The sequence below is a fragment of the Streptomyces sp. NPDC102360 genome (assembly GCF_044766085.1).
GTDB lineage: Bacteria > Actinomycetota > Actinomycetes > Streptomycetales > Streptomycetaceae > Streptomyces.
The window spans coordinates 342831-365336 of sequence record NZ_JBIWLG010000002.1 but is presented as its reverse complement, the minus strand read 5'-3'; the positions used below and the strand labels follow the sequence as shown (position 1 = coordinate 365336).

The window sequence follows — 22506 nt, the reverse complement described above, 5'->3', positions numbered from 1 at the left end:
GGGGCGTGCAGCACTTTTCCTTTCCGTTAGCCGAATCAGGGGCTGAAGCAGGAACTGAGACAGGAGCCGCAAAATGGACCTGTACGAACACCAAGCGAGGGACCTGTTCGCGGAGCACGGCATCCCCGTCCCGCGGGCCGAGGTCACCGAATCCGCCAAGGAGGCACGCGAGTTCGCGCGCAGGCTCGGCGGCCGCGTCGTCGTCAAGGCGCAGGTCAAGACGGGTGGGCGCGGCAAGGCGGGCGGTGTCAAGCTCGCCGCCGACCCGGCCGCCGCCGAGCTGACGGCGCGCCAGATCCTCGGCATGGACATCAAGGGCCACACCGTACGAAGGGTGATGCTGGCCCAACCCGTCGACATCGAGGCCGAGTTCTACGTCTCGTACGTCCTCGACCGCGCGTCCGGTACCTTCCTCGCCATCGCCTCCGCCGAGGGCGGCATGGAGATCGAGGAGGTTGCCTCCAGCCGGCCGGAGGCCGTGGCCCGGATCCCCATCGACCCGGCCGTCGGTGTCACCTCCGCCGTCGCGGCGCGTATCGCCGAGGTGGCCGGCCTTCCGCCGCAGACCGTCGACGTCCTCGTACGCCTGTGGTCCGTCCTGACCCGCGAGGACGCGCTGCTCGTCGAGGTGAACCCGCTCGTACGCACCGCGCAGGGGCAGATCCTCGCGCTCGACGGAAAGGTCACCCTCGACGACAACGCCCGCTTCCGCAACGCACGTTGGGGCCCCGAGAAGGAGGCGGACCACGAGGAGACCCTGGAGACGCGGGCCGCCGCCAAGGGGCTCAACTACGTCAAGCTCGACGGTGAGGTCGGCATCATCGGCAACGGCGCCGGGCTCGTCATGTCCACCCTCGACGTGGTCGCGGGCTGCGGCGCGAAGCCCGCCAACTTCCTCGACATCGGCGGCGGCGCCTCCGCGCAGATCATGGCGGACGGGCTCGACGTCATCCTCTCCGACCCGGCCGTGAAGTCCGTCTTCGTCAACGTCTTCGGCGGCATCACCGCCTGCGACGCGGTCGCCGACGGCATCGTCCAGGCCCTGGAGCACGTCCAGCTCACCAAGCCGCTCGTCGTCCGCCTCGACGGCAACAACGCCGCGCGTGGCCGGGCCATCCTCGAAGAGCGCGCGCACCCGCTGGTCGAACAGGCCACCACCATGGACGGCGCCGCGCGCCAGGCGGCAGACCTCGCCCTCGCCCCCAACCCACTTTAAGGAGCCCGGACATGGCCATCTATCTGACCCAGGAGAGCAGGGTCCTCGTCCAGGGCATGACCGGATCCGAGGGTATGAAGCACACCCGCCGCATGCTCCAGGCGGGCACGAACGTCGTCGGCGGCGTCAACCCCCGCAAGGCCGGGAGCAGCGTCGACCTCGACGGCCGCGAGATCCCGGTCTTCGGCGGCGTCGCCGAGGGCATGGCCGCCACCGGAGCCGATGTCACCGTCGTCTTCGTACCGCCGGCCTTCGCCAAGGGCGCCGTCATCGAGGCGGCCGACGCGGGCATCCCGCTCGCCGTCGTCATCACGGAGGGCATCCCGGTGCACGACGCCGTGACCTTCCACGCGTACGCGAAGCAGCGCGGCACCCGCGTCATCGGCCCCAACTGCCCGGGACTCATCTCGCCCGGCGCCTCGAACGCGGGCATCATCCCGGCCGACATCACCAAGCCGGGCCGCATCGGACTCGTCTCCAAGTCCGGCACCCTCACGTACCAACTCATGTACGAGCTGCGCGACATCGGCTTCTCGACGTGCGTGGGCATCGGCGGCGACCCCGTCATCGGCACCACCCACATCGACTGCCTCGAAGCGTTCGAGGCCGACCCCGAGACCGAACTCATCGTCCTCATCGGGGAGATCGGCGGCGACGCCGAGGAACGCGCCGCGGGGTACATCCGCGCGCACGTCACCAAACCCGTCGTCGGCTACATCGCCGGATTCACCGCGCCCGAGGGCAAGACGATGGGCCACGCCGGCGCCATCGTCTCCGGCTCATCGGGCACGGCGGCGGCCAAGAAGGAGGCGCTCGAAGCCGTCGGCGTCCGCGTCGGCTCGACACCGACGGAGACGGCGCGGCTCGTCCTGGACCACCTCGCCGACGGGCAGTGACGCTTCTCATAGGAGCCAACTGGCCATCTACGTAAGTCAATTGGCATACGGGAGGTGTCCGCTGGGCACCTCCCGTCCACAGCACCACCAGCCATCAAGTAGCCCCGCCCCGACTGTGCACCGTGAGCGGAGACCAAACATCATGGCAATCACCCTCAAGTCCGGTACGTCCTGGGCCGACGCCTGGCAGCGCTGCCTCGCCGTCGCCCCCGAGGCCTTCCGCGACGACCGCGTCCTGAACCTTTGGAACGGCGCCTGGCAGGCCGACGGCCGCGCCCTGCCCGCCACCAGCCCCGTAGACGGCAGCCCCATCGCGGGCCCGCCCCGCCTCGACGCCGACGTCGCCCACCAGGCCGTGCGCGCCTCCCTCGACCAGCACCGCGCTTGGCGGCACATCCCGCTGCCCGAGCGGCGCGCTCGCGTCGCGGCGACCCTCGACGCCCTCACCCAGCACCGTGAACTCCTCGCCCTGCTCCTGGTCTGGGAGATCGGCAAGCCGTGGCGGCTCGCGCAGGCCGACGTGGACCGCGCCATCGACGGCGTGCGCTGGTACGTCGACGGCATCGACGACATGCTCGGCGACGGCGAGCGCACCCCGCTGGCCGGACCCGTGTCGAACATCGCCAGCTGGAACTACCCGATGAGCGTGCTCGTGCACGCCATGCTGGTCCAGGCCCTGGCCGGCAACGCGGTCATCGCCAAGACACCCACCGACGGCGGCGTCTCGTGTCTCACCCTGGCCTGCGCCCTCGCCGCCCGCGAGGGCATCCCGGTCACCCTGGTCAGCGGCAGCGGCGGGCAGCTGTCCGAGGCGCTCGTGCGGGCGCCGGAGATCGGCTGCGTGTCCTTCGTCGGCGGCCGGGACACCGGCGCCGCCGTTGCCACGGACGTCGCCGACCTCGGCAAGCGGCACATCCTGGAGCAGGAGGGCCTCAACACCTGGGGCATCTGGAACTTCACCGACTGGGACAAGCTGACGGCCGCCCTGCCCAAGCTCTTCGACTACGGGAAGCAGCGCTGCACCGCCTACCCGCGGTTCGTCGTGCAGCGCGAGGCCTTCGACGACTTCCTCGCCGCCTACCTGCCCGCCGTACGCACCCTGCGCGTCGGCCACCCGCTGGCCGTCGAGCACCCCGACGACCCGTACCCGGCACTGGACTTCGGGCCGCTGATCAACGCGGCGAAGGCGAAGGAGCTGCACGACCAGGTCGCGGAGGCGATCGACCGAGGAGCCGTCCCGCTGCACCGCGCCACGGCCGACCCGGCGCTGTTCCTGCCCGGCCAGGACACCAGCGCGTACGTGCATCCGGTGACACTGCTCGGACCGCCGCCGTCCTCGCCGCTGCACCACGCCGAGCCGTTCGGCCCGGTGGACACCATCGTGCTCGTCGACACCGAGGCGGAGCTCCTCGCGGCGATGAACGCGTCCAACGGCGCCCTCGTCGCCACCCTGTCCACCGATGACGAGGCGACGTACGAGCGGCTCGCTCCGCAGGTCCGGGCGTTCAAGGTCGGCCACGGCAAGCCGCGTTCGCGCGGGGACCGTGACGAGCTGTTCGGCGGGTTCGGGGCGTCGTGGCGCGGCGCGTTCGTGGGCGGCGAACTCCTGGTCCGCGCGGTCACCGAAGGGCCGTCGGGGGAGCGGCTGCCGGGCAACTTCCCCGAGTACCAGCTGATGCCCTGACGCAGACGCAGCTGCGGCGGGGTCCCGCGTGGCGCAGGGGGCGCTCCCCGCCGCACGTGGACCCCGCCGCCGTGCCGCGGGGCGAGTTCACGCCCGCCCCGCGCACACGATGTGTCGACGGGATATTGTGTACAGGCTGGAATGACCCTCGGCAAGAACTACGACAATCCCCGTGCGAGAAGCGTGGGTTGAGACACCGTGGACGCTGGACGGAAGGGGCCCCGATGTTGCCGACCGCAGGACTGCCGCAAGGTGCGGTTCCCAAGCTGGACCGGCCGGGGCCGCTGCGTGAGCGGGTCTACGGCGCGCTCCTGGAACTCATCATCACCCGCGTCCTGCCGCCGGGCGCGCACCTCGTCGAGACGGATCTCGCGGCGCAGCTCGGGGTGTCGAGGCAGCCCGTCCGGGAGGCGTTGCAGCGGCTCAGCACTGAGGGCTGGGTCGATCTGCGGCCCGCGCAGGGCGCGTTCGTGCACGAGCCGACCGAGGACGAGGCGGACCAGCTCCTGAGAGTCCGCCAGCTCCTGGAGACCGAGGCGGTACGGCTCGCCGCGGGGAAGGCCGACGCCGTCGCCGTCGCCGCGCTGGAGGAGCTGTGCGAGGCGGGGGAGCGGGCGGTCGCGGCCGACGACGTGGAGGCGGCCGTCGCGCTCAACGCTCAACTGCACGGGGCCGTCATGGAGTTGGCGGCCAACGAGGTCCTCGCGGAGCTGGCCGCACAGGTCGACCGCCGGGTGCGCTGGTACTACACGCCGGTGGCGCGGCAGCGCGGCCATCAGTCCTGGGCGGAGCACCGCCGGCTGATCGCGGCGCTCGCGGACCGGGACGAGGGCCGGGCGGCGGAGGTCATGCGCGCCCACACCGAGCACACGCGCACCTCGTACCACCAGCGGGCGAAGTAGGAGCGGCCCAACTGCCCAGCACACCATCCCGTTCATGCTGTCGCCGAGGATTGCATACAGTCGACGAATACTGTATGAAGAGTGGTATCTGTTCCGACCTTCTAACTCCGAACGCGCAAGCGAAGAGATGGGGTGTCGATCATGGCCAAGGCTCTTGAGGGCGTGCGTGTCCTCGATATGACGCACGTTCAGTCGGGCCCGTCAGCAACGCAGTTGCTGGCGTGGCTGGGTGCGGACGTCGTCAAACTGGAGGCGCCGACCGGTGACATCACGCGCAAGCAGCTGCGTGACATCCCGGACGTCGACTCCCTCTACTTCACGATGCTCAACTCCAATAAGCGGAGCATCACCCTGAACACCAAGAGCGACCGCGGCAAGGAGATCCTCACGGAGCTGATCCGCCGCTCGGACGTCATGGTGGAGAACTTCGGACCGGGCGCGGTGGACCGGATGGGCTTCACCTGGGACCGCATCCAGGAGATCAACCCGCGCATCATCTACGCCTCCATCAAGGGCTTCGGCGACGGCCCGTACACCAACTTCAAGGCCTACGAGGTCGTCGCCCAGGCCATGGGTGGCTCGATGGCCACCACCGGCTTCGAGGGCGGACCGCCGACGGCCACGGGCGCGCAGATCGGTGACTCGGGGACGGGTATCCACACCGTCGCCGGCATCTTGGCGGCGCTCTTCCAGCGTGAGAGCACCGGGCGCGGGCAGCGGGTCAACGTCGCCATGCAGCACGCGGTGCTCAACCTGTGTCGCGTGAAGCTGCGCGACCAACAGCGCCTCACACATGGCCCGTTGGCGGAGTATCCGAACGAGGACTTCGGCGACGAGGTGCCCCGTTCGGGCAACGCGTCGGGCGGTGGGCAGCCCGGCTGGGCCGTCAAGTGCGCCCCCGGCGGACCGAACGACTACGTGTACGTCATCGTCCAGCCCGTCGGCTGGAAGCCGATGGCCGAGCTGATCGGCAGGCCGGAGATGGCGGACGACCCGGAGTGGTCGACGCCGGAGGCGCGGCTTCCGAAGCTGGGCAAGATGTTCCAGCTGATCGAGGAGTGGTCCTCGACGCTCCCCAAGTGGGAAGTCCTGGACAAGCTCAACGCCCACAACATCCCCTGCGGTCCGATCCTCTCCACCAAGGAGATCATCGAGGACGAGTCCCTGGGGGTCAACGAGATGGTCGTCGAGGTCGAGCACCCCCGGCGCGGCTCGTACACGACGGTGGGCAACCCGCTCAAGCTCTCCGACTCACCGACCACCATCTCCGGCTCCCCGCTCCTGGGCGAGCACAACACCGCCATCTATGCCGACGAACTCGGCCTGGATGCAGCTGAGTTGGCGCAGCTCGCCGAGCAGGGCGTCATCTGAGATGGGCGGCACCGTGGTCGACCGCCTCGTCGAGGCGAACGAACGGTACGCCGCCGCGTTCACCGATCCCGGCATGGACGCCCGCCCGGTCCTCGAGGTGGCCGTCGTCGCCTGCATGGACGCCAGGATCGACCTGCACGCCGCGCTCGGCCTGGAACTCGGCGACTGCCACACCGTCCGCAACGCGGGCGGTGTGGTCACCGACGACACCATCCGCTCACTCGCCATCAGCCAACGGGCGCTCGGCACCCGCAGTGTGGTGCTGATCCACCACACCGGGTGCGGCCTCGAGTCGCTGAGTGAGGACTTCCGGCACGAGCTGGAACGCGAGGTCGGCCAGCGGCCGACGTGGGCGGTGGAGGGCTTCACCGACGTCGACCAGGACGTGCGGCAGTCCCTGCGGAAGGTGCGCACGTCGCCCTTCCTGCCGCACACCGACGATGTCCGCGGTTTCGTCTTCGACGTACGGACGGGGCTGCTGCGGGAGATCACCGCGTAGCCCTGTCCTGTCCCACCGACTGTATGCAATTGCCGCGTCGCATCGTGGCAGCTCATGTATCGCTGACGAGGGGGTCGCCCCGTGTCGTACCGCACCGCACTCGATCACGTCCTGACCGGCGCCGTTGCATCCGGCGGCGAACCGGCCCGCACACAAGGAAGATTCCCCCGCTCCGGCGTCACCGCGCTCGGCCGCGCCGGACTGCTCGGCCTCACCGTCGCCCCCGAACTCGGCGGTGGCGGGCGGGGGTTGGCCGAGGCCGCCGACGTCGTGGCGCGCGTCGCACGCGTCTGTCCGGCCGCCGCGACCGTGCTCCGCTCGCACTACGCGGCGGTGGCCGTCGTCGAGGCGTACGGCGGCGCCTGGGTGCGCGCGGAGATCGCCGCCGGGCGCCATCTGTGCTCGCTCGCCCTGGAGGAGGACGGGCCGGAGTTCGCGGCGCGCCGCACCGGCGAGGTCGTCACCCTGCGAGGCCGCAAGCGCCAGGTGGTCGCCGCGGGGGAGGCCGACAGCTACCTGTGGTCGAGCGGGCCGTCCGGGGGCGGGCCGGGCGGGCTGGGTGGGCGGAGCCTGTGGCTGGTCCCCGCCCACGCCCCCGATCTGTACGTGCCGGCCCGGGCGGCAGGGCCGGGGCCGAGCGGCAGCGCGACCTCGACGGTCTGCGCCGACCCCGTGCGCGTACCCGCCTCGGCCCTGCTCGGGGAGGATGGGGGCGGCGAGCGGCTGGTGCGGGAACTCGTGCAGCCGTGGCTGACCGAGTTGGCCGCCGCGACGGGCGTCATGTCGGGCGTCGTGTCGGGTCACGAGCCCGCGCTCGTGGCCTCGTGAACACCGGCCCGGTGTACGGAAGTCGGCCGATCGACTCCGCTCGATTTCGTCCCGCTTCTTTACACCGGGCTTCTGTATACAGAAGTCTGTATGGGGTAGTGCCGGTGTCTCCTGCACCCGCGCCGGAGGCCCGCATGACGGAAGGCGGAGCGATCATGACGACCAGCGGGACGGACGTGTCGGTCGAGAGCGTGGTCAGGAGGGCGGCGTCGGTGCACCGCGGCGAGCGCGGTGCACTGCTGCCCGTACTCCACGCCGTGCAGGCCGAGTTGGGGTGCGTACCGCAGGAGGCGATCCCCGTCCTCGCCGACGAGTTCAACCTCTCGCGGGCCGACGTGCACGGAGTGGTGACCTTCTACCACGACTTCCGCCGCGAGCCCGCGGGCCGCTCCATCGTCCGCATCTGCCGCGCCGAAGCCTGCCAAGCACTGGGCGCAGACCGCCTGTTGAGCCACGTACGGGAGTCGGGCCTGACGCTCGGCGACACGAGCGCCGACGGTGGTGTCACCGTCGAGCAGGTCTTCTGTCTCGGCAACTGCGCGCTCGGCCCCACGGTCGAGGCGAACGGGCGGCTGCACGGGCGCGTGACCCCGGCCCGGCTCGGCGCGATCCTCAACGGGACGGTGTGAGAGGTGACTTCCGACCACGTGACTACAGGCAGCATGACGACCGTGTACGTCCCCCGTGACGCGGCGGCCCGCTCCGTCGGCGCCGACGAGGTGGCGCAGCAACTCCAACTCTCCGCCATCGAGGGCGGGTTCGACCTCGACGTCGTCCGCAACGGCTCGCGCGGACTGCTCTGGCTCGAACCCCTCGTCGAGGTCGTGACCCCCGAGGGCCGCATCGGCTACGGCCCGGTCACCCCCGACGACGTCCCCGGCCTCCTCGCCGCCGGAATGCTCGACGGCGCCGACCACCCGCTGCGGCTCGGCCCGGTCGACCAACTCCCCTGGCTGGCACGGCAGAACCGCGTCACGTTCGCCCGCGTCGGCATCACCGACCCGCTCTCACCCGAGGACTACGAGGCCCACGGCGGCCTCCAAGGGCTGCGCGCGGCCCTGGAGATGACGCCCGCCGACGTCGTCACCGAGGTCACCGACTCCGGGCTCCGCGGTCGCGGTGGCGCCGGCTTCCCGGCGGGCATCAAGTGGAAGACGGTGCTGGACTGCGCCGATGACCTCAAGTTCATCTGCTGCAACGCCGACGAGGGCGACAGCGGCACCTTCGCCGACCGCATGGTCATGGAGGGCGACCCGTTCCTGCTCATCGAGGGCATGACGATCGCCGCCCACGCCGTCGGCGCCCGCGAGGGCTACCTCTACATCCGCTCCGAGTACCCCGACGCCATCGCCACGATGGGCGCAGCGATCGACATCGCGCGCGGGCGCGGCTGGCTCGGCTCCGGCATCCTCGGCTCGTCGCTCGACTTCGACCTGCACATCCGCGTCGGCGCAGGCGCGTACATCTGCGGCGAGGAGACCTCCATGCTGGAGAGTCTGGAGGGCAAGCGCGGCATGGTCCGCGCGAAACCCCCGATCCCCGCGATCGAGGGCCTCTTCGGCAGGCCGACCGTGGTGAACAACGTCCTCACGCTCACCACCGTCCCCGTCGTCCTCGCCGACGGCGCCAAGGCCTACCAGGACCTCGGCGTCGGCCGCTCCCGCGGCACCCAGGTCTTCCAGCTCGCCGGCAACATCAAGCGCGGCGGCATCGTCGAGACCGCCTTCGGCATCACCCTGCGCGAGCTGATCGAGGACTACGGCGGGGGGACCCTGAGCGGCCGCCCCGCGCGGGCCGTGCAGGTGGGAGGGCCGCTCGGCGCGTATCTGCCGGAGGCCCAGTTCGACCTGCCGATGGACTACGAGGCCCTCGCCGAGGCCGGGGCCATGCTCGGGCACGGCGGCGTGGTCGTCTTCGACGACACCGTCGACATGGCGGCGCAGGCCCGCTTCGCGATGGAGTTCTGCGCCGAGGAGTCCTGCGGCAAGTGCACGCCCTGCCGCGTCGGTTCGGTCCGCGGAGTCGAGGTCATCGACCGGATCGTGGCCGGTGAGCAACGGGACGAGAATCTCGCGCTGCTCGAGGACCTGTGCGAGCTGATGACCGATGGTTCACTGTGTGCCATGGGCGGCCTGACGCCGATGCCCGTACGCAGCGCCCTCGCGCACTTCGCCGACGACTTCGTCGACCGCGGCGACCGTCGGCTCCTGGAGATCCACCCCGTACAGCGGGGCACCACTCGAACGGAGGGCCAGGCATGACGCTTCTGAAGGAACCCGACTTCGGCACTCCCGAACGCCCCGGAGCGGCGACGGTCTCGGTGGAGATCGACGGACAACAGGTGACGGTCCCCGAGGGCACGTCCGTGATGCGGGCGGCCGCCGAGGCCGGCATCGAGGTACCGAAGCTGTGCGCCACCGACAGCCTGGAGGCGTTCGGTTCCTGCCGGCTGTGCGTCGTCGAGATCGACGGCCGGCGCGGGACCCCCGCCTCCTGTACGACGCCTTGCTCGGACGGCATGTCGGTGAAGACGCAGACCCCGAAGGTGGAGAAGCTCCGCCAGGGCGTCATGGAGCTGTACATCTCCGACCACCCGCTCGACTGCCTCACCTGCCCCGCCAATGGTGACTGCGAACTCCAGGACATGGCGGGCGTGGTGGGCCTGCGCCAGGTCCGCTACGGCTACGAGGGCGCCAACCACCTTGACGCGGAGAAGGACACCTCCAACCCGTACTTCGACTTCGACCCGTCGAAGTGCATCGCCTGCTCGCGCTGCGTGCGCGCCTGCGACGAGACGCAGGGCACGTTCGCGCTCACCATCGAGGGGCGCGGCTTCGAGTCGAAGGTGTCGGCGGGCGCCGGGGAGTCGTTCATGGACTCCGAATGCGTGTCCTGCGGCTCCTGCGTCCAGGCCTGCCCGACCTCAACTCTCCAAGAGAAGTCGGTGGTCGACCTCGGCATGCCGACCCGGTCCGTGGTCACCACGTGCGCGTACTGCGGTGTCGGATGCTCGTTCAAGGCCGAGCTGCGCGGCGACGAACTCGTCCGCATGGTTCCGCACAAGGACGGCGGCGCCAACGAGGGCCACTCCTGCGTCAAGGGCCGCTTCGCCTTCGGCTACGCCACCCACCCCGACCGCAAGCTCAAGCCCATGGTCCGCGACCGCATCACCGACCCCTGGCGCGAGGTCGAGTGGGACGAGGCGATCGGCACGGTCGCGCGCCGCTTCAAGGAGATCCAGGGCCGCTACGGTTCGGGCTCCATCGGCGCGATCTCCTCCTCCCGCTGCACCAACGAAGAGGTCTACGTCGTCCAGAAGATGGTCCGCGCCGCCTTCGGCAACAACAACATCGACACCTGCGCCCGCGTCTGCCACTCGCCCACCGGCTACGGGCTCAAGCAGACCTTCGGCGAATCGGCCGGCACCCAGGACTTCCGCTCCGTCGCCGAGGCCGACGTCATCATGGTCATCGGCGCCAACCCCACGGACGGACACCCGGTGTTCGCCTCACGGATGAAGCAACGCCTGCGCCAGGGCGCCGAGTTGATCGTTGTCGACCCGCGCCGCATCGACCTCGTCCGCTCCCCGCACATCGAGGCCGCCCACCATCTCCAGCTCAAGCCCAGCACGAACGTCGCCGTGGTCAACGCGATGGCGCACGTCGTCGTCACCGAGAACCTCGTCGACAAGGGCTTCGTCGCGCAGCGTTGCGAAGGCTTCGAGGAGTGGGCCGAGTTCGTGGCCCGCCCCGAGAACAGCCCCGAGGCGACGGAGGAGATCAGCGGGGTCCCGGCGGCCGAACTGCGCGCCGCGGCACGGCTGTACGCGGCCGCGCCCAACGGCGCGATCTACTACGGCCTCGGTGTCACCGAGCACAGCCAGGGCTCGACGATGGTCATGGGAATGGCCAACCTCGCGATGGCCTGCGGGAACATCGGCCGCGACGGCGTCGGCGTGAACCCGCTGCGCGGCCAGAACAACGTGCAGGGCTCCTGCGACATGGGCTCCTTCCCGCACGAGCTGCCCGGCTACCGGCACATCTCGGACGACGCGGTGCGCGGTGTCTTCGAGAAGCTGTGGGGCGGCACGATCCTCGCCGAACCGGGCCTTCGCATCCCCAACATGTTCGACGCCGCGATCGAAGGTGACTTCCGCGGCCTGTTCGTACACGGCGAGGACATCGCCCAGTCGGACCCCAACCTCCAGCACGTGACAGCAGCCCTGGAGTCCATGGACCTCGTCGTGGTCCAGGACCTGTTCCTCAACGAGACGGCGAAGTTCGCCCACGTCTTCCTGCCCGGCGCCTCCTTCCTGGAGAAGGACGGCACGTTCACCAACGCCGAGCGGCGCGTCAACCGAGTGCGGTCGGTGATGCCGCCCAAGGCCGGCAAGCACGAGTGGCAGATCGTGTGCGAGATCGCCACCGCCATGGGCTACACCATGGACTACGACCACCCGTCGCAGATCATGGACGAGATCGCGTCGGTCACCCCGACCTTCGCGGGTGTCTCCTTCGACCTCATCGACAAGCTCGGCAGCATCCAGTGGCCGTGCAACGAGGAGGCCCCCGAGGGCACACCGACCATGCACGTCGACGCGTTCACGCGCGGCAAGGGCAAGTTCGTGGTCACCTCGTACGTCCCGACCAACGAACGCAGCACCCGCCGCTTCCCGCTGGTCCTCACCACGGGCCGCATCCTCAGCCAGTACAACGTCGGCGCGCAGACCCGCCGCACCGGCAACGTCGCCTGGCACCCCGAGGACATCCTGGAGGTGCACCCCCACGACGCGGAGGAGCGCGGCATCACCAACGGCGACCTCGTCACGCTCTCCAGCCGCGTCGGCGCGACGACGCTGCACGCGCAGATCTCCGACCGGATGCCACCGGGCGTCGTCTACACCACCTTCCACCACCCGGTGACGGGCGCGAACGTGGTGACCACGGAGAACTCCGACTGGGCCACCAACTGCCCGGAGTACAAGGTGACAGCCGTGCAGGTCGGGCTCGCGCCGAAGGCCGAGGCCGCTCGCCAGGCGGCGGACGAACTCGTCACGGTGGTGGACTGACATGGCACACACCATCCCGGCGGAACGCCGGATGGCGAACGACATCGCCGCGCACCAGGGCCACCTTCCGGGAGCGGCCGCGGCGGAGGCGATCGCCGGACACCTCACCCGGTTCTGGGACCCGAGGATGCGCAAGCGGCTCTACGCGCTCGTGGACGACGGAGCGGACGGCCTCGACCCGCTCGTGGTCGCGGCCGTGAAGCTCATGCGCTGAGGCCGTCCCAGGGCCTGTCGTTCGGATCGGGCCCTCGGCCACCTTCCCAGCGGCCGCCGCGCGCCAGGGCACGCGCGGCGGCCGCGCCTACTGTCACCCCCTGATTCCCCATGTCGTCCGTTCCGTGTGCTGTGCGGCGCGCGGCCGGTGACATGTGCGTACCTCCACACCCTCGAATCCAGGAGGCACCACGATGAAGATCGCAGTTGTCGGCGCCGGAGCCATCGGCGCGTACGTGGGCGCGGCCCTGCACCGCGGCGGCGCGGATGTGCACCTCGTCGCCCGCAGGGACCATCTGCGCGCCATCCAGGCCGAAGGCGTCCGCGTGCTCAGCCCGCGCGGCGACTTCACCGCCCACCCGCACGCCACCGACGACCCGAACGAGATCGGGCCGGTGGACTACGTGTTCCTCGGCCTCAAGGCCCACTCGTACCCGTCGTGCGGCTCGCTCGTCGCCCCGCTGCTCGGCGAGCACACCGCGCTCGTGGCCGGGCAGAACGGTGTCCCATGGTGGTACTTCCACCGCCTTACGGGCCCGTACGAGGGTCGCCGCATCGAGGCGGTCGACCCGGGCGGCGCGACCAGCAAGGTGCTGCCGCCCGAGCGCGTGATCGGCTGCGTGGTGTATCCGGCCACGGTCATCGAATCCCCGGGGGTGATACGCCACTTGGAAGGAACCCGCTTCTCCATCGGTGAGCCGGACGGCAGTGTCTCGCGACGCTGCACGGAGCTGAGCGAGGCCATGGTCGCGGGCGGCCTCAAGTGCCCTGTCGAGCGGAACCTGCGCGACGACATCTGGATCAAGCTCATGGGGAACGCGGCCTTCAACCCGATCAGCGCGCTGACCCGGGCCACCATGGCCGACATGTGCCGCCACCCACTGACGCGCACGATGGTGGCTCGCGTGATGGAGGAGATCCTCGACATCGCGTCCCGCGTCGGCTCGACCCCCGAGATCTCCATCGAGAAACGGCTGCGCGGCGCCGAGGGCGTAGGAGCCCACAAGACATCCATGCTCCAAGACCTGGAAGCAGGCAAACAGCTGGAACTCGACGCCATCGTGACGGCGGTCGTGGAGATGGCCGACATCACCGGCGCCGAGGCACCCACACTGCGTGCGATCCACGCGGCGACCGACCTATTGGCACGCACCGTGCTGCCGTAGCACGCTACGGATGAAGATCACGTGGCAGAGGAGACGTACATGCTGTTCCGGCAGTTGGAGTACTTCGTGGCGGTGGCCCGCGAGCGCCACTTCGCACGCGCCGCCGAGTCCTGCTACGTCTCCCAGCCCGCGCTCTCCGCGGCGATAGCCAAGCTGGAACGCGAGCTGAACGTCACGCTGATCAACCGCGGCCACAACTACCAGGGCCTCACCCCGGAGGGCGAGCGCCTGGTGGTGTGGGCGAAACGGATCCTCGCGGAACAGGACGCGTTCAAGGCCGAGGTGGCGGCGGTCCAGTCGGGTATCACGGGGACGCTCCGCCTGGGCACGGACCCCACGGCGTCCACGACACTCGCCCTGCCCGTGGGCGCCTTCTGCTCGGCACACCCCCTGGCCAAGGTGCAGGTCCGCTCCCGCCTGTCGACGAAGGAGCTCCACCGCCAGCTCCGCGACTTCGAACTCGACGTCGCCATCGCCCACTTCGACCCGGACGACCAGGAGGGCCTCCAAGTGGTCCCCCTCTACCAGGAGCGCTACCTGCTCCTCGTCCCGGACGACCAGTTCAAGTCCAGTACAGGAAGCCTGACATGGGCGGACGCGGCGCAACTCCCGCTGGCACTCCTCACCCCCGACATGCGCATCCGCCAGATCATCGACAAGGTCTTCGCGAACAAGGGTCTGGAGGTCACCCCACAGGTCGAGACCGACTCCATCGCCTCCCTGTACGCACATGTGGGCGGCGGCGATTGGGCGAGCGTCGTGCCCCACACATGGCTGCGCGCGATGCCGGTGGACGGCCGCACGCGAGCGCTGCCACTGGTCGACCCGGAGGCCGGCGCCCAGGTCTCGGTGGCCATCCACGCGGGAACACCGGGTTCGGTGGCGGCACGGGCGTTCGTGAGCGCGGCGACGGCGCTGAACCTGGACGAGGTGTTTTCAACGGTACGGCTCGGCAAATCAGGCCCCTGCGGCGATTGAGCAGGCGGTGCCGTGGTTGACGCCTCGGGGCTCCGCCCCGGACCCCGCGCCTCAATCGCCGGCGGGGCTGAAAAGATCGCCTCAATCGCCGGCGGGGCTTGATCCCTCAAGCCCCGCCGGCGATCGATAGATCAAGCCACTGCGGCGATTGAGCAGGTCTTTGAAGCCCCTGTGGCGATTGAGCAGCGGGGTCCGGGGCAGCGCCCCGAGACGTCAACTCACCCGTACCGCTCCCGCACGGCCACCCGGTCCAACCCTCCCTGCGCGGTCCGCGGCAACGCGGACACAAAAACGATCCGATCGGGCACCGCGACCGCGGCCAACCGCTCCCGCGAGTACCGCAACACCTCATCCACCTCCACACACTCCTCCTCCCGCACCACAACGGCCGCCCCGATCCGCTCCCCACCCACCGCGAACACCGCCGCCTCCGCCACCGACGGACACCCGGCCAGCACATCCTCCACGTACTCGGGCGAGATCGTCCGCCCACCCCGCACGATGAGGCTCTCGATCCGCCCGGCAAGGGACAGATACCCGTCCTCGTCGAGCGACCCCAGGTCCCCCGTGCGCAACCACCCGTCACCCACCCCACCACTCACGGCGGGCCCCCGCACCCACACCTCACCCCGCACCCCGGCCGGACACACCTTCCCGTCCCGGTCGACGACGCGCAGCCCCACCCCGGTCGCCCGCCCCACCGTGCCGTGCTTGAGCGGCCCCCGCTCCGGCAGCGGCTCACTGGCGATCTGATGTGCCGCCTCCGTCATCCCGTACGCGGACAGCAGCGGCGCGCCGAACATCCGCTCAAGGGCCCGCTGGGACGCGGCGTTGAGCGGCGCGCCACAACTGCGTACGAAACGCAGCGGTGGCGGCGCACCCAGGCCGCCCAGGTCCGAGGCCTCCGACGACCGGTCGAGCAGCGCCTCATGGATCGTCGGCACCGCGGTGAACCAACTCGCCCCCGCCGCCCGCAGATCCGCCCAGAACGTCTCGGCCGAGAACCGCCCGCCCGCGGGCAGCAGCACGCGCCCCCCGCTGGCGAGCGTGGACAGAAGCGAGGCGAAAAGACCGTGCCCGTGGAAGAACGGCATGACCGCCACGGTCGCGTCCTCGGGCCCCAACGCGTAGGTGGCACAGATGGTGTGGACGGACGCCGCCACATTGGCGTGCGTGAGCGGCACCATGCGGGCGCGGCCCGTGGCCCCCGCGGTGAACAGGACGAGCGCGTCCTCCTGCCCCCAGCGCGGCGCCGTGCCGCCGCCGATACCGGCGATCCCGTCGGCGGTGAACACGGCGCCCGCGCCCAACATGCCTGCCCGCGCCCGCAGTTCGGCATCCGGCAGCGCCGGATCCAGAGGACCGGCGACCACCCCCGCACGGGCCGCGCCGAGCAACGCGGCCACGAACTCGACGGTGTTGCCCGCGACGAGACCGAGTACGTCACCGGGGCTCAGCCCCGCCCCGACGAACCGCTCCGCCATCCGGTCCGCGAGCGCGTCCAACGCCTCGTACGACAGGGGTACTCGCTCGTCGCCGACGACGAGCGCCGGGGCGTGGGGCCGCGCACGAGCCTGCCGGTCGAGGAGATCGGCGAGCCCCGTGACGGTCAGGGCCGACGTGGCCATGCCTTCACCTCCCCTCCTCAGCGAGCGTGCGGTCAGCGGCCGCACACGTCCAATACGCACTCACGAACACCCGATAGCAACTGCTTATGAAGCCCGAAAGTCCGCCCCCAGCAGGTGATTTGGCACACGCTTGACTCTCGATAGACGCCATTTATCGCCTGGAAGCCGATGGGTCTTGGACGAGGCGCCGCCACCTGTCGAAGGTGAGAACAGGAGACCCGTCCAAGGAGGAACCCGGATCATGACCGCTGACTCGACCGCTGACCAAAACGCCGAGGCCGCGGCAGGAGCCGACGCGCCGACCGAGCTCACCGACGGCTACCACCTCGTCGTCGACGCCCTGAAGAAGAACGACGTCGACACCATCTACGGACTCGTGGGCATCCCCGTCACCGACCTGGCCCGCCTCGCCCAGGCCGAGGGGATCCGCTACATCGGCTTCCGCCACGAGTCGAACGCCGGCCACGCCGCCGCGATCGCCGGCTACCTCACCAAGAAGCCCGGCATCGCGCTCACGGTCTCGGCCCCCGGCTTCCTCAACGGCCTGGTCGCCCTCGCCAACGCCACCACCAACTGCTTCCCGATGGTGCAGATCTCCGGGTCCAGCGAGCGCCACCTCGTCGACCTCAAGCAGGGCGACTACGAGGAGATGGACCAGCTCGCCGCCGCCCAGCCCTTCGTGAAGGCCGCGTACCGCGTCAGCCGCGTCGAGGACATCGGCCGCGGCATCGCCCGCGCCCTGCGCACGGCGATCTCCGGCCGCCCCGGCGGCGTCTACCTCGACATCCCGGCGGCGGTCCTCGGCGCGGTCATGGACAAGGAAGAAGGGGACCGGACCCTCTCCCGCCTCGTCGACCCGGCGCCGCGCCAGCTGCCGGCCCCCGAGGCCGTGGACCGCGCGATCGACCTCCTGGAGAACGCGGAGCGCCCGCTGATCGTCCTCGGCAAGGGCGCGGCCTACGCCCAGGCGGACGACAAGATCCGCAACCTCATCGAGTCGACGGGCATCCCCTACGTTCCGATGTCGATGGCGAAGGGCCTGCTCCGCGACGACCACCCGCAGTCCGCTGCCACCGCCCGCTCCCTCGCCCTGAAGAAGGCCGACGTCGTCATGCTGGTCGGCGCCCGCCTCAACTGGCTGCTCAACCACGGCGAGCGCGGCTGGAACCCGGACGCCAAGTTCATCCAGGTCGACATCGAGTCCCGGGAGATGGACTCCAACCAGCCGATCGCGGCCCCGCTCGTCGGTGACATCGAGTCGGTCCTCGACCAGCTCGCCGACCGTACGAAGCCGGGCCAGATCGCGGCGCCGACCGCCTGGCGCGAGGAACTGGGCGACCGCTCCGCGCAGAACGTCGCCAAGATGGCCAAGCGCTTGGAGGCCGACCCGCACCCCATGCAGTTCATGGGCGCGCTCAAGGCGGTCCGCGACGTCGTCCACCAGCACCCGGAGACGTACATCGTCAACGAGGGCGCCAACACCCTCGACATCGCCCGCAACGTCATCGACATGCACCACCCGCGGCGCCGCCTCGACTCCGGGACCTGGGGCGTCATGGGCATCGGCATGGGCTACGCGATCGCGGCCGCGGTCGAGAGCGGGGGAGCGCCCGTCGTCGCCATCGAGGGCGACAGCGCCTTCGGCTTCAGCGGCATGGAGCTGGAGACGATCTGCCGCTACAACCTGCCGGTCATCACCGTGATCATGAACAACGGCGGCGTCTACAAGGGCGACGAGACCATCACCGACGCCCCCGCCCCCACCACGCTCATGAGCGCGGCCCGCCACGACCGGATGATCGAGTCCTTCGGCGGCAAGGGCTACCGGGCCACCACCCCCGCCGAGGTCACCGCCGCCCTCTCCGAGGCCATCGCCTCCGGCGGCCCCGCGCTCATCGACTGCGTGATCGACCCGTCGGCCGGCACGGAGAGCGGCCACATCGCCCACCTGAACCCGAAGGGCATCGGCATCAAGAAGTAACTCTCCGTGTCCGGGAGTACACCGATACGCAGGTGAAAGCCACTCCGAAACCTTGGTATTGTTGAGGTGTCGCTGCGGGGAACACCCCGCCATGCGGCGCTCACCTTGTCCGGGTGGCGGAATGGCAGACGCGCTAGCTTGAGGTGCTAGTGCCCTTTATCGGGCGTGGGGGTTCAAGTCCCCCCTCGGACACTTGCGGAGTGCCGGTCGAGATCATCTCGACCGGCACTTTTTTGTTTGCGCTGGTCTGCCGGGGGCAGACGCGACCTTGAGTCATGTGTATGGCTTTTCAACCTTTCACAGGTCAAAGAGAATAGAGGTCGGTGTGTCCTCCAGACTGGTGGCCGAGCACCTTTACATGGTGTTCGGCGGGCGACAACAGAAGGCTGTGGAGAGGCTCCGCGGCGGTGCGGACCGTGAGGAGCTGCGCGCCGAGGGAACCACGGCCGCAGTGATCGACGCGTCGTTCACCGTCGAGCCCGGTCAGATCTTCGTCGTCATGGGCCTGTCGGGATCGGGCAAGTCGACACTGCTCAGGATGCTCAACGGTCTCCTCGAGCCGACGTCGGGACATGTGACGTTCGACGGGCAGGACCTGACCGCCCTGGCCCCGCGCGAGCTGCGCGAGGTCCGCTCTCACAAGATCAGCATGGTGTTCCAGCACTTCGCGCTGTTCCCGCACCGCTCCGTGATGGAGAACGCGGGGTACGGCCTGGAGGTGCAGGGCGTTCCGCGCGCCGAGCGCGAGGAGCGGGCGATCGAGGCGCTGCGCCTGGCCGGCCTGGAGGGGTGGGAGAAGTCCTTCCCCGATGAGCTGTCCGGCGGTATGCAGCAGCGTGTGGGCCTGGCCCGCGCGCTGGCCACGGACGCCGACCTGCTGCTGATGGACGAGTCGTTCAGCGCGCTCGACCCGCTGATCCGGCGTGACATGCAGGACCAGCTTCTTGAGCTGCAGAAGACGCTGAAGAAGACGATCGTCTTCATCACGCACGACCTCAACGAGGCGATGCGGCTGGGCGACAATATCGCGGTCATGCGCGATGGTCGGATCGTCCAGATCGGCTCGGCGGAGGACATCCTCGTCACGCCGGCCAACGATTACGTGGCCTCCTTCACCCAGGACGTCGACCGCTCCCGCGTGCTGAGCGCGGGCGCGATCATGGCGGAGCCGGGGGAGGGCTACGCGGTGGCCGACGCCCCGGCGAAGGTCCACCAGGACACACCGATCGTCGAGTTGTTCGCGCCGTGCGCGACGAGTGAGATACCCGTCGCGGTCGTGGACGACGAGGGTGAGCTCGTCGGTGTGGTGCCGCGCGAGCGGCTGCTGGCCGTGCTCGGTGAGCCGATGAAGACCGTGGAAGTCGACGAAGCGGCCTCCGGCCTGACCGAGGACGAGTCGGCGGAGAAGGTGAATGCCGGTGCCTAGGATTCCCTTCGGCGACTGGGTCAATGACGTCGTCCAGTGGATGCTCGTCCACCTGGACTGGCTGTTCGGGTTCTTCGAGAGCATCTTCAACGGTGTCTACGACGGCCTGACCGAACTCCTCCAGGCCCCCGAGCCGCTCCTGCTGGCGGGCATCTTCGCCGTGATCGCGTTCTGGCTGCGCGGCACACTCGGCGGCGTACTGACCTTCATCGGGCTCTGGTTCATCCAGAACCTGGAGCTGTGGGACAAGGCGATGGAGACCCTGTCGCTCGTCCTCGTGTCGACACTCATCGCGCTCATCATCGGCGTGCCGCTCGGCATCTGGGCGGCCCGCTCCAGCCGGGTCAGCAACCTGTTCCGTCCGGTCCTCGACCTGATGCAGACGCTGCCGGCGATGGTCTACCTGATCCCGGCGATCCTGTTCTTCGGTTCGGGTGCCCCGGCCGGAATCGTCGCGACGCTGATCTTCGCGGTGCCGCCGGGCGTGCGCATGACCGAGCTGGGTATCCGGCAGGTCGACAAGGAGCTGGTGGAGGCCGCCGACGCGTTCGGTACGACGCCGCGCAGCACCCTGTTCCGTGTCCAGCTGCCGCTCGCCCTGCCGACGATCATGGCGGGCGTCAACCAGGTCATCATGCTGGGCCTGTCGATGGCCGCGATCGCGGGCATGGTCGGCACCGGCGGTCTCGGTGGCGCCGTCAACGAGGCCATCGGCCAGCTGAACGTCGGTCTGGGTGCCGAGTCCGGCATCTCGATCGTCATCCTGGCGATCTACCTGGACCGCATGACCAGTTCGCTCGGTCAGCAGGTCTCCCCGCTCGGCCGCCGCGCGCTCAACAAGCTGCGGGCCACGCACGGCCTGAAGATCTGGTCGTACCGTCCCCGTCCGGCCGTCGCCGTGGTCGGAGTCGTCGTCCTCGCGCTCGTCGCGGGCGGCATGGGCATGTTCGGCCAGACCAGCACCGGCGGTTCCCCGACCGCAGCGTCCACGAATGTGGGCCAGGGCAAGAAGATCTCCATCGGCTACATCCCGTGGGACGAGGGCGTCGCCTCCACGTTCCTGTGGAAGGAGATCTTGGAGCAGCGCGGCTTCGACGTCGAGACCAAGCAGTTCGACGCCGGCCCCCTCTACACCTCGCTCGCGGGTGGCACGGTCGACTTCGAGACCGACTCCTGGCTGCCGGTCACGCACGCCGAGTACTGGAAGAAGTACGGGGACAAGCTCGAGGACCTGGGTTCCTGGTACGGGCCCACCTCCCTCGAACTGGCCGTGCCTTCGTACATGAAGGACATCAAGTCCATGGAGGACTTGAAGGGCCAGGCGTCGAAGTTCGACGGCAAGATCACCGGTATTGAGGCCAGCGCCGGTGAGACCGGCCTGCTGAAGAGCAAGGTGCTCAAGGAGTACGGCCTCGACAAGGAGTACAAGGTTGTCGACAGCTCCACGCCGGCGATGCTGGCCGAGCTGAAGCGCGCGTACGCCAAGAAGAAGCCGATCGTCGTTCCGCTGTGGTCGCCGCACTGGGCGTACAACGACTACAAGCTCACCAAGCTCAAGGACCCCAAGGGTGCCTGGGGCAAGGGCGACGGCATCCACTCGCTGGCCCGCAAGGGCTTCGGCAAGGACTTCCCCGAGGTCAACAAGTGGGTCAAGAACTTCAAGCTGAGCGAGAAGCAGCTCACCAGCCTTGAGGCCGAGATCAACAAGTCGGGCAAGGGCAAGCAGCAGGACGCCGTGAAGGCGTGGCTGAAGAAGAACCCGGGCATCGTCGACGAGCTGGCCCCGGTCAAGAAGCAGTCGACCCCCGCCGAGGCCAAGCGCCCGGTGAACGTCGCCTGGTTCCCCTGGGACGAGGACATCGCGGTGACCTACCTCTGGAAGCACGTTCTGGAGAACCGCGGTTACAAGTTCAACCTGAAGCAGATGGACGTCGGCCCGGTCTACACGGGTCTGTCCACCGGTGACCTCGACGTCAACTTCGATGCCTGGCTCCCGTATACGCAGAAGAGCTACTGGGACAAGTACAAGAACAAGGTCGCGACCCTCGGCTCCTGGTACGGGCCCACCTCGCTGGAGATCGCCGTTCCCTCGTACGTGAAGGGCATCAAGTCGGTCGAGGACCTGAAGGGCAAGTCCAAGCTCTTCGACGGCAAGATCGTCGGCATCGAGGGCGGCACCGGCACGATGGACATCCTCAGGAAGGATGTCGTGCCCGGCTACGGCCTCGACAAGGAGTACAAGGTCGTCAACGGCTCCACGCCGGCGATGCTGGCCGAGCTGAAGCGCGCGTACGCCAAGAAGAAGCCGATCGCGGTGCTCCTGTGGACCCCGCACTGGGCCTACAGCAAGTACGACCTGACCAAGCTGAAGGACCCCAAGGGACTCTTCGGCAAGGGCGACACCATCCGCACGGTCACCAGCCAGGCGTTCATCAAGCAGTACCCGCAGCTCACGAAGTGGTTCAAGAAGTTCAAGATGACCGAGGACGAGCTCGGCACCCTGGAGATCGAGATCAACAAGCGGGGCCAGGGCCATGAGCCGGAGGCCGTCGCGGCGTGGCTGAAGAAGCACCCGGAGGTGGAGCGGCGGATGACGGCACCGTAGGGATGCCTGTCCGCTCCGCACCGCATAGGTGCTGGTGAAGGCCGC

The 22506-nt window shown here is 69.4% G+C and carries 17 protein-coding genes and 1 tRNA gene; 17 read left to right on the top strand and 1 reads right to left on the bottom strand.

All coding sequences use genetic code 11. The features are described 5' to 3' along the window. Positions 1 to 73: 73 nt before the first annotated feature. From sucC to ACIRHA_RS11100, 13 genes are all read left to right on the top strand, one after another. Positions 74 to 1216, top strand: a complete 1143-nt coding sequence (gene sucC / locus ACIRHA_RS11160) for an ADP-forming succinate--CoA ligase subunit beta (RefSeq protein ID WP_403842984.1) — start codon at positions 74 to 76, stop codon at positions 1214 to 1216. 11 nt (positions 1217 to 1227) lie between these two features. Further along, on the top strand, positions 1228 to 2112 hold the full coding sequence (gene sucD / locus ACIRHA_RS11155; protein WP_403842982.1) for a succinate--CoA ligase subunit alpha: 885 nt from the start codon (positions 1228 to 1230) through the stop codon (positions 2110 to 2112). 142 nt (positions 2113 to 2254) lie between these two features. Then, positions 2255 to 3796, top strand: a complete 1542-nt coding sequence (locus tag ACIRHA_RS11150) for an aldehyde dehydrogenase family protein (protein ID WP_403842980.1) — start codon at positions 2255 to 2257, stop codon at positions 3794 to 3796. Positions 3797 to 4023: 227 nt separating this feature from the next. Continuing rightward, the gene (locus tag ACIRHA_RS11145) at positions 4024 to 4698 is read left to right on the top strand and encodes a GntR family transcriptional regulator (RefSeq protein WP_403844433.1); all 675 of its coding nucleotides are present in this window, start codon (positions 4024 to 4026) and stop codon (positions 4696 to 4698) included. A gap of 141 nt (positions 4699 to 4839) precedes the next feature. Beyond that, positions 4840 to 6069, top strand: coding sequence for a formyl-CoA transferase (gene frc / locus ACIRHA_RS11140; protein WP_403842977.1), 1230 nt, complete (start codon positions 4840 to 4842; stop codon positions 6067 to 6069). Further along, positions 6026 to 6568: a beta-class carbonic anhydrase gene (locus tag ACIRHA_RS11135; protein ID WP_403844430.1), complete on the top strand. Its 543-nt coding sequence runs from the start codon at positions 6026 to 6028 to the stop codon at positions 6566 to 6568. The genes frc and ACIRHA_RS11135 overlap by 44 nt, the downstream gene beginning before the upstream one ends. Before the next feature lie 81 nt (positions 6569 to 6649). Next, a complete protein-coding gene (locus ACIRHA_RS11130) occupies positions 6650 to 7396 on the top strand; it encodes an acyl-CoA dehydrogenase family protein (protein WP_403842975.1) in 747 nt (248 codons plus the stop codon). A 134-nt stretch (positions 7397 to 7530) separates the two neighbouring features. Then, positions 7531 to 8025 (top strand): NAD(P)H-dependent oxidoreductase subunit E, encoded by a 495-nt coding sequence (locus ACIRHA_RS11125; protein ID WP_403842973.1) that lies wholly within the window; start codon positions 7531 to 7533, stop codon positions 8023 to 8025. A 33-nt stretch (positions 8026 to 8058) separates the two neighbouring features. Beyond that, positions 8059 to 9657, top strand: coding sequence for a formate dehydrogenase beta subunit (locus ACIRHA_RS11120; RefSeq protein WP_403844428.1), 1599 nt, complete (start codon positions 8059 to 8061; stop codon positions 9655 to 9657). Continuing rightward, positions 9654 to 12464: a formate dehydrogenase subunit alpha gene (gene fdhF / locus ACIRHA_RS11115; protein ID WP_403842970.1), complete on the top strand. Its 2811-nt coding sequence runs from the start codon at positions 9654 to 9656 to the stop codon at positions 12462 to 12464. Before ACIRHA_RS11120 ends, fdhF begins: the two co-directional genes overlap by 4 nt. A 1-nt stretch (position 12465) precedes the next feature. After that, positions 12466 to 12678, top strand: coding sequence for a formate dehydrogenase subunit delta (locus tag ACIRHA_RS11110; RefSeq protein WP_403842968.1), 213 nt, complete (start codon positions 12466 to 12468; stop codon positions 12676 to 12678). Between the two features lie 193 nt (positions 12679 to 12871). Next, positions 12872 to 13843, top strand: a complete 972-nt coding sequence (locus tag ACIRHA_RS11105; protein ID WP_403842966.1) for a 2-dehydropantoate 2-reductase — start codon at positions 12872 to 12874, stop codon at positions 13841 to 13843. A 39-nt stretch (positions 13844 to 13882) separates the two neighbouring features. Next, complete coding sequence (locus ACIRHA_RS11100) at positions 13883 to 14821, top strand: LysR family transcriptional regulator (protein ID WP_403844425.1); 939 nt, start codon at positions 13883 to 13885, stop codon at positions 14819 to 14821. A 218-nt stretch (positions 14822 to 15039) separates the two neighbouring features. Here ACIRHA_RS11100 and ACIRHA_RS11095 read toward each other — a convergent pair whose 3' ends face one another. Next, on the bottom strand, positions 15040 to 16449 hold the full coding sequence (locus tag ACIRHA_RS11095; RefSeq protein WP_403842964.1) for an AMP-binding protein: 1410 nt from the start codon (positions 16447 to 16449) through the stop codon (positions 15040 to 15042). Positions 16450 to 16690: 241 nt separating this feature from the next. On the opposite strand from ACIRHA_RS11095, the gene oxc reads away from it, so the two are divergent. From oxc to ACIRHA_RS11075, 4 genes are all read left to right on the top strand, one after another. Then, positions 16691 to 18430 (top strand): oxalyl-CoA decarboxylase, encoded by a 1740-nt coding sequence (gene oxc, locus ACIRHA_RS11090; protein WP_403842962.1) that lies wholly within the window; start codon positions 16691 to 16693, stop codon positions 18428 to 18430. A gap of 107 nt (positions 18431 to 18537) precedes the next feature. Beyond that, positions 18538 to 18622 (top strand) — tRNA-Leu (locus ACIRHA_RS11085). 166 nt (positions 18623 to 18788) lie between these two features. Next, entirely contained in the window at positions 18789 to 19856 is a 1068-nt protein-coding gene (locus ACIRHA_RS11080) for a glycine betaine/L-proline ABC transporter ATP-binding protein (protein ID WP_403844423.1), read from the top strand. After that, entirely contained in the window at positions 19849 to 22461 is a 2613-nt protein-coding gene (locus ACIRHA_RS11075) for an ABC transporter permease/substrate binding protein (RefSeq protein WP_403842959.1), read from the top strand. The genes ACIRHA_RS11080 and ACIRHA_RS11075 overlap by 8 nt, the downstream gene beginning before the upstream one ends. The last annotated feature ends 45 nt before the right edge of the window (positions 22462 to 22506 follow it).

Excerpts from the sequence above, each read along its gene's own strand:
- sucC (WP_403842984.1), top strand. The coding sequence starts at position 74 with ATGGACCTGTACGAACACCAAGCGAGGGACCTGTTCGCGGAGCACGGC.
- sucD (WP_403842982.1), top strand. The coding sequence starts at position 1,228 with ATGGCCATCTATCTGACCCAGGAGAGCAGGGTCCTCGTCCAGGGCATG.
- ACIRHA_RS11150 (WP_403842980.1), top strand. The coding sequence starts at position 2,255 with ATGGCAATCACCCTCAAGTCCGGTACGTCCTGGGCCGACGCCTGGCAG.
- frc (WP_403842977.1), top strand. The coding sequence starts at position 4,840 with ATGGCCAAGGCTCTTGAGGGCGTGCGTGTCCTCGATATGACGCACGTT.
- ACIRHA_RS11135 (WP_403844430.1), top strand. The coding sequence starts at position 6,026 with ATGCAGCTGAGTTGGCGCAGCTCGCCGAGCAGGGCGTCATCTGAGATG.
- ACIRHA_RS11125 (WP_403842973.1), top strand. The coding sequence starts at position 7,531 with ATGACGGAAGGCGGAGCGATCATGACGACCAGCGGGACGGACGTGTCG.
- ACIRHA_RS11120 (WP_403844428.1), top strand. The coding sequence starts at position 8,059 with ATGACGACCGTGTACGTCCCCCGTGACGCGGCGGCCCGCTCCGTCGGC.
- fdhF (WP_403842970.1), top strand. The coding sequence starts at position 9,654 with ATGACGCTTCTGAAGGAACCCGACTTCGGCACTCCCGAACGCCCCGGA.
- ACIRHA_RS11110 (WP_403842968.1), top strand. The coding sequence starts at position 12,466 with ATGGCACACACCATCCCGGCGGAACGCCGGATGGCGAACGACATCGCC.
- ACIRHA_RS11105 (WP_403842966.1), top strand. The coding sequence starts at position 12,872 with ATGAAGATCGCAGTTGTCGGCGCCGGAGCCATCGGCGCGTACGTGGGC.
- ACIRHA_RS11100 (WP_403844425.1), top strand. The coding sequence starts at position 13,883 with ATGCTGTTCCGGCAGTTGGAGTACTTCGTGGCGGTGGCCCGCGAGCGC.
- ACIRHA_RS11095 (WP_403842964.1), bottom strand. The coding sequence starts at position 16,449 with ATGGCCACGTCGGCCCTGACCGTCACGGGGCTCGCCGATCTCCTCGAC.
- oxc (WP_403842962.1), top strand. The coding sequence starts at position 16,691 with ATGACCGCTGACTCGACCGCTGACCAAAACGCCGAGGCCGCGGCAGGA.
- ACIRHA_RS11080 (WP_403844423.1), top strand. The coding sequence starts at position 18,789 with ATGGTGTTCGGCGGGCGACAACAGAAGGCTGTGGAGAGGCTCCGCGGC.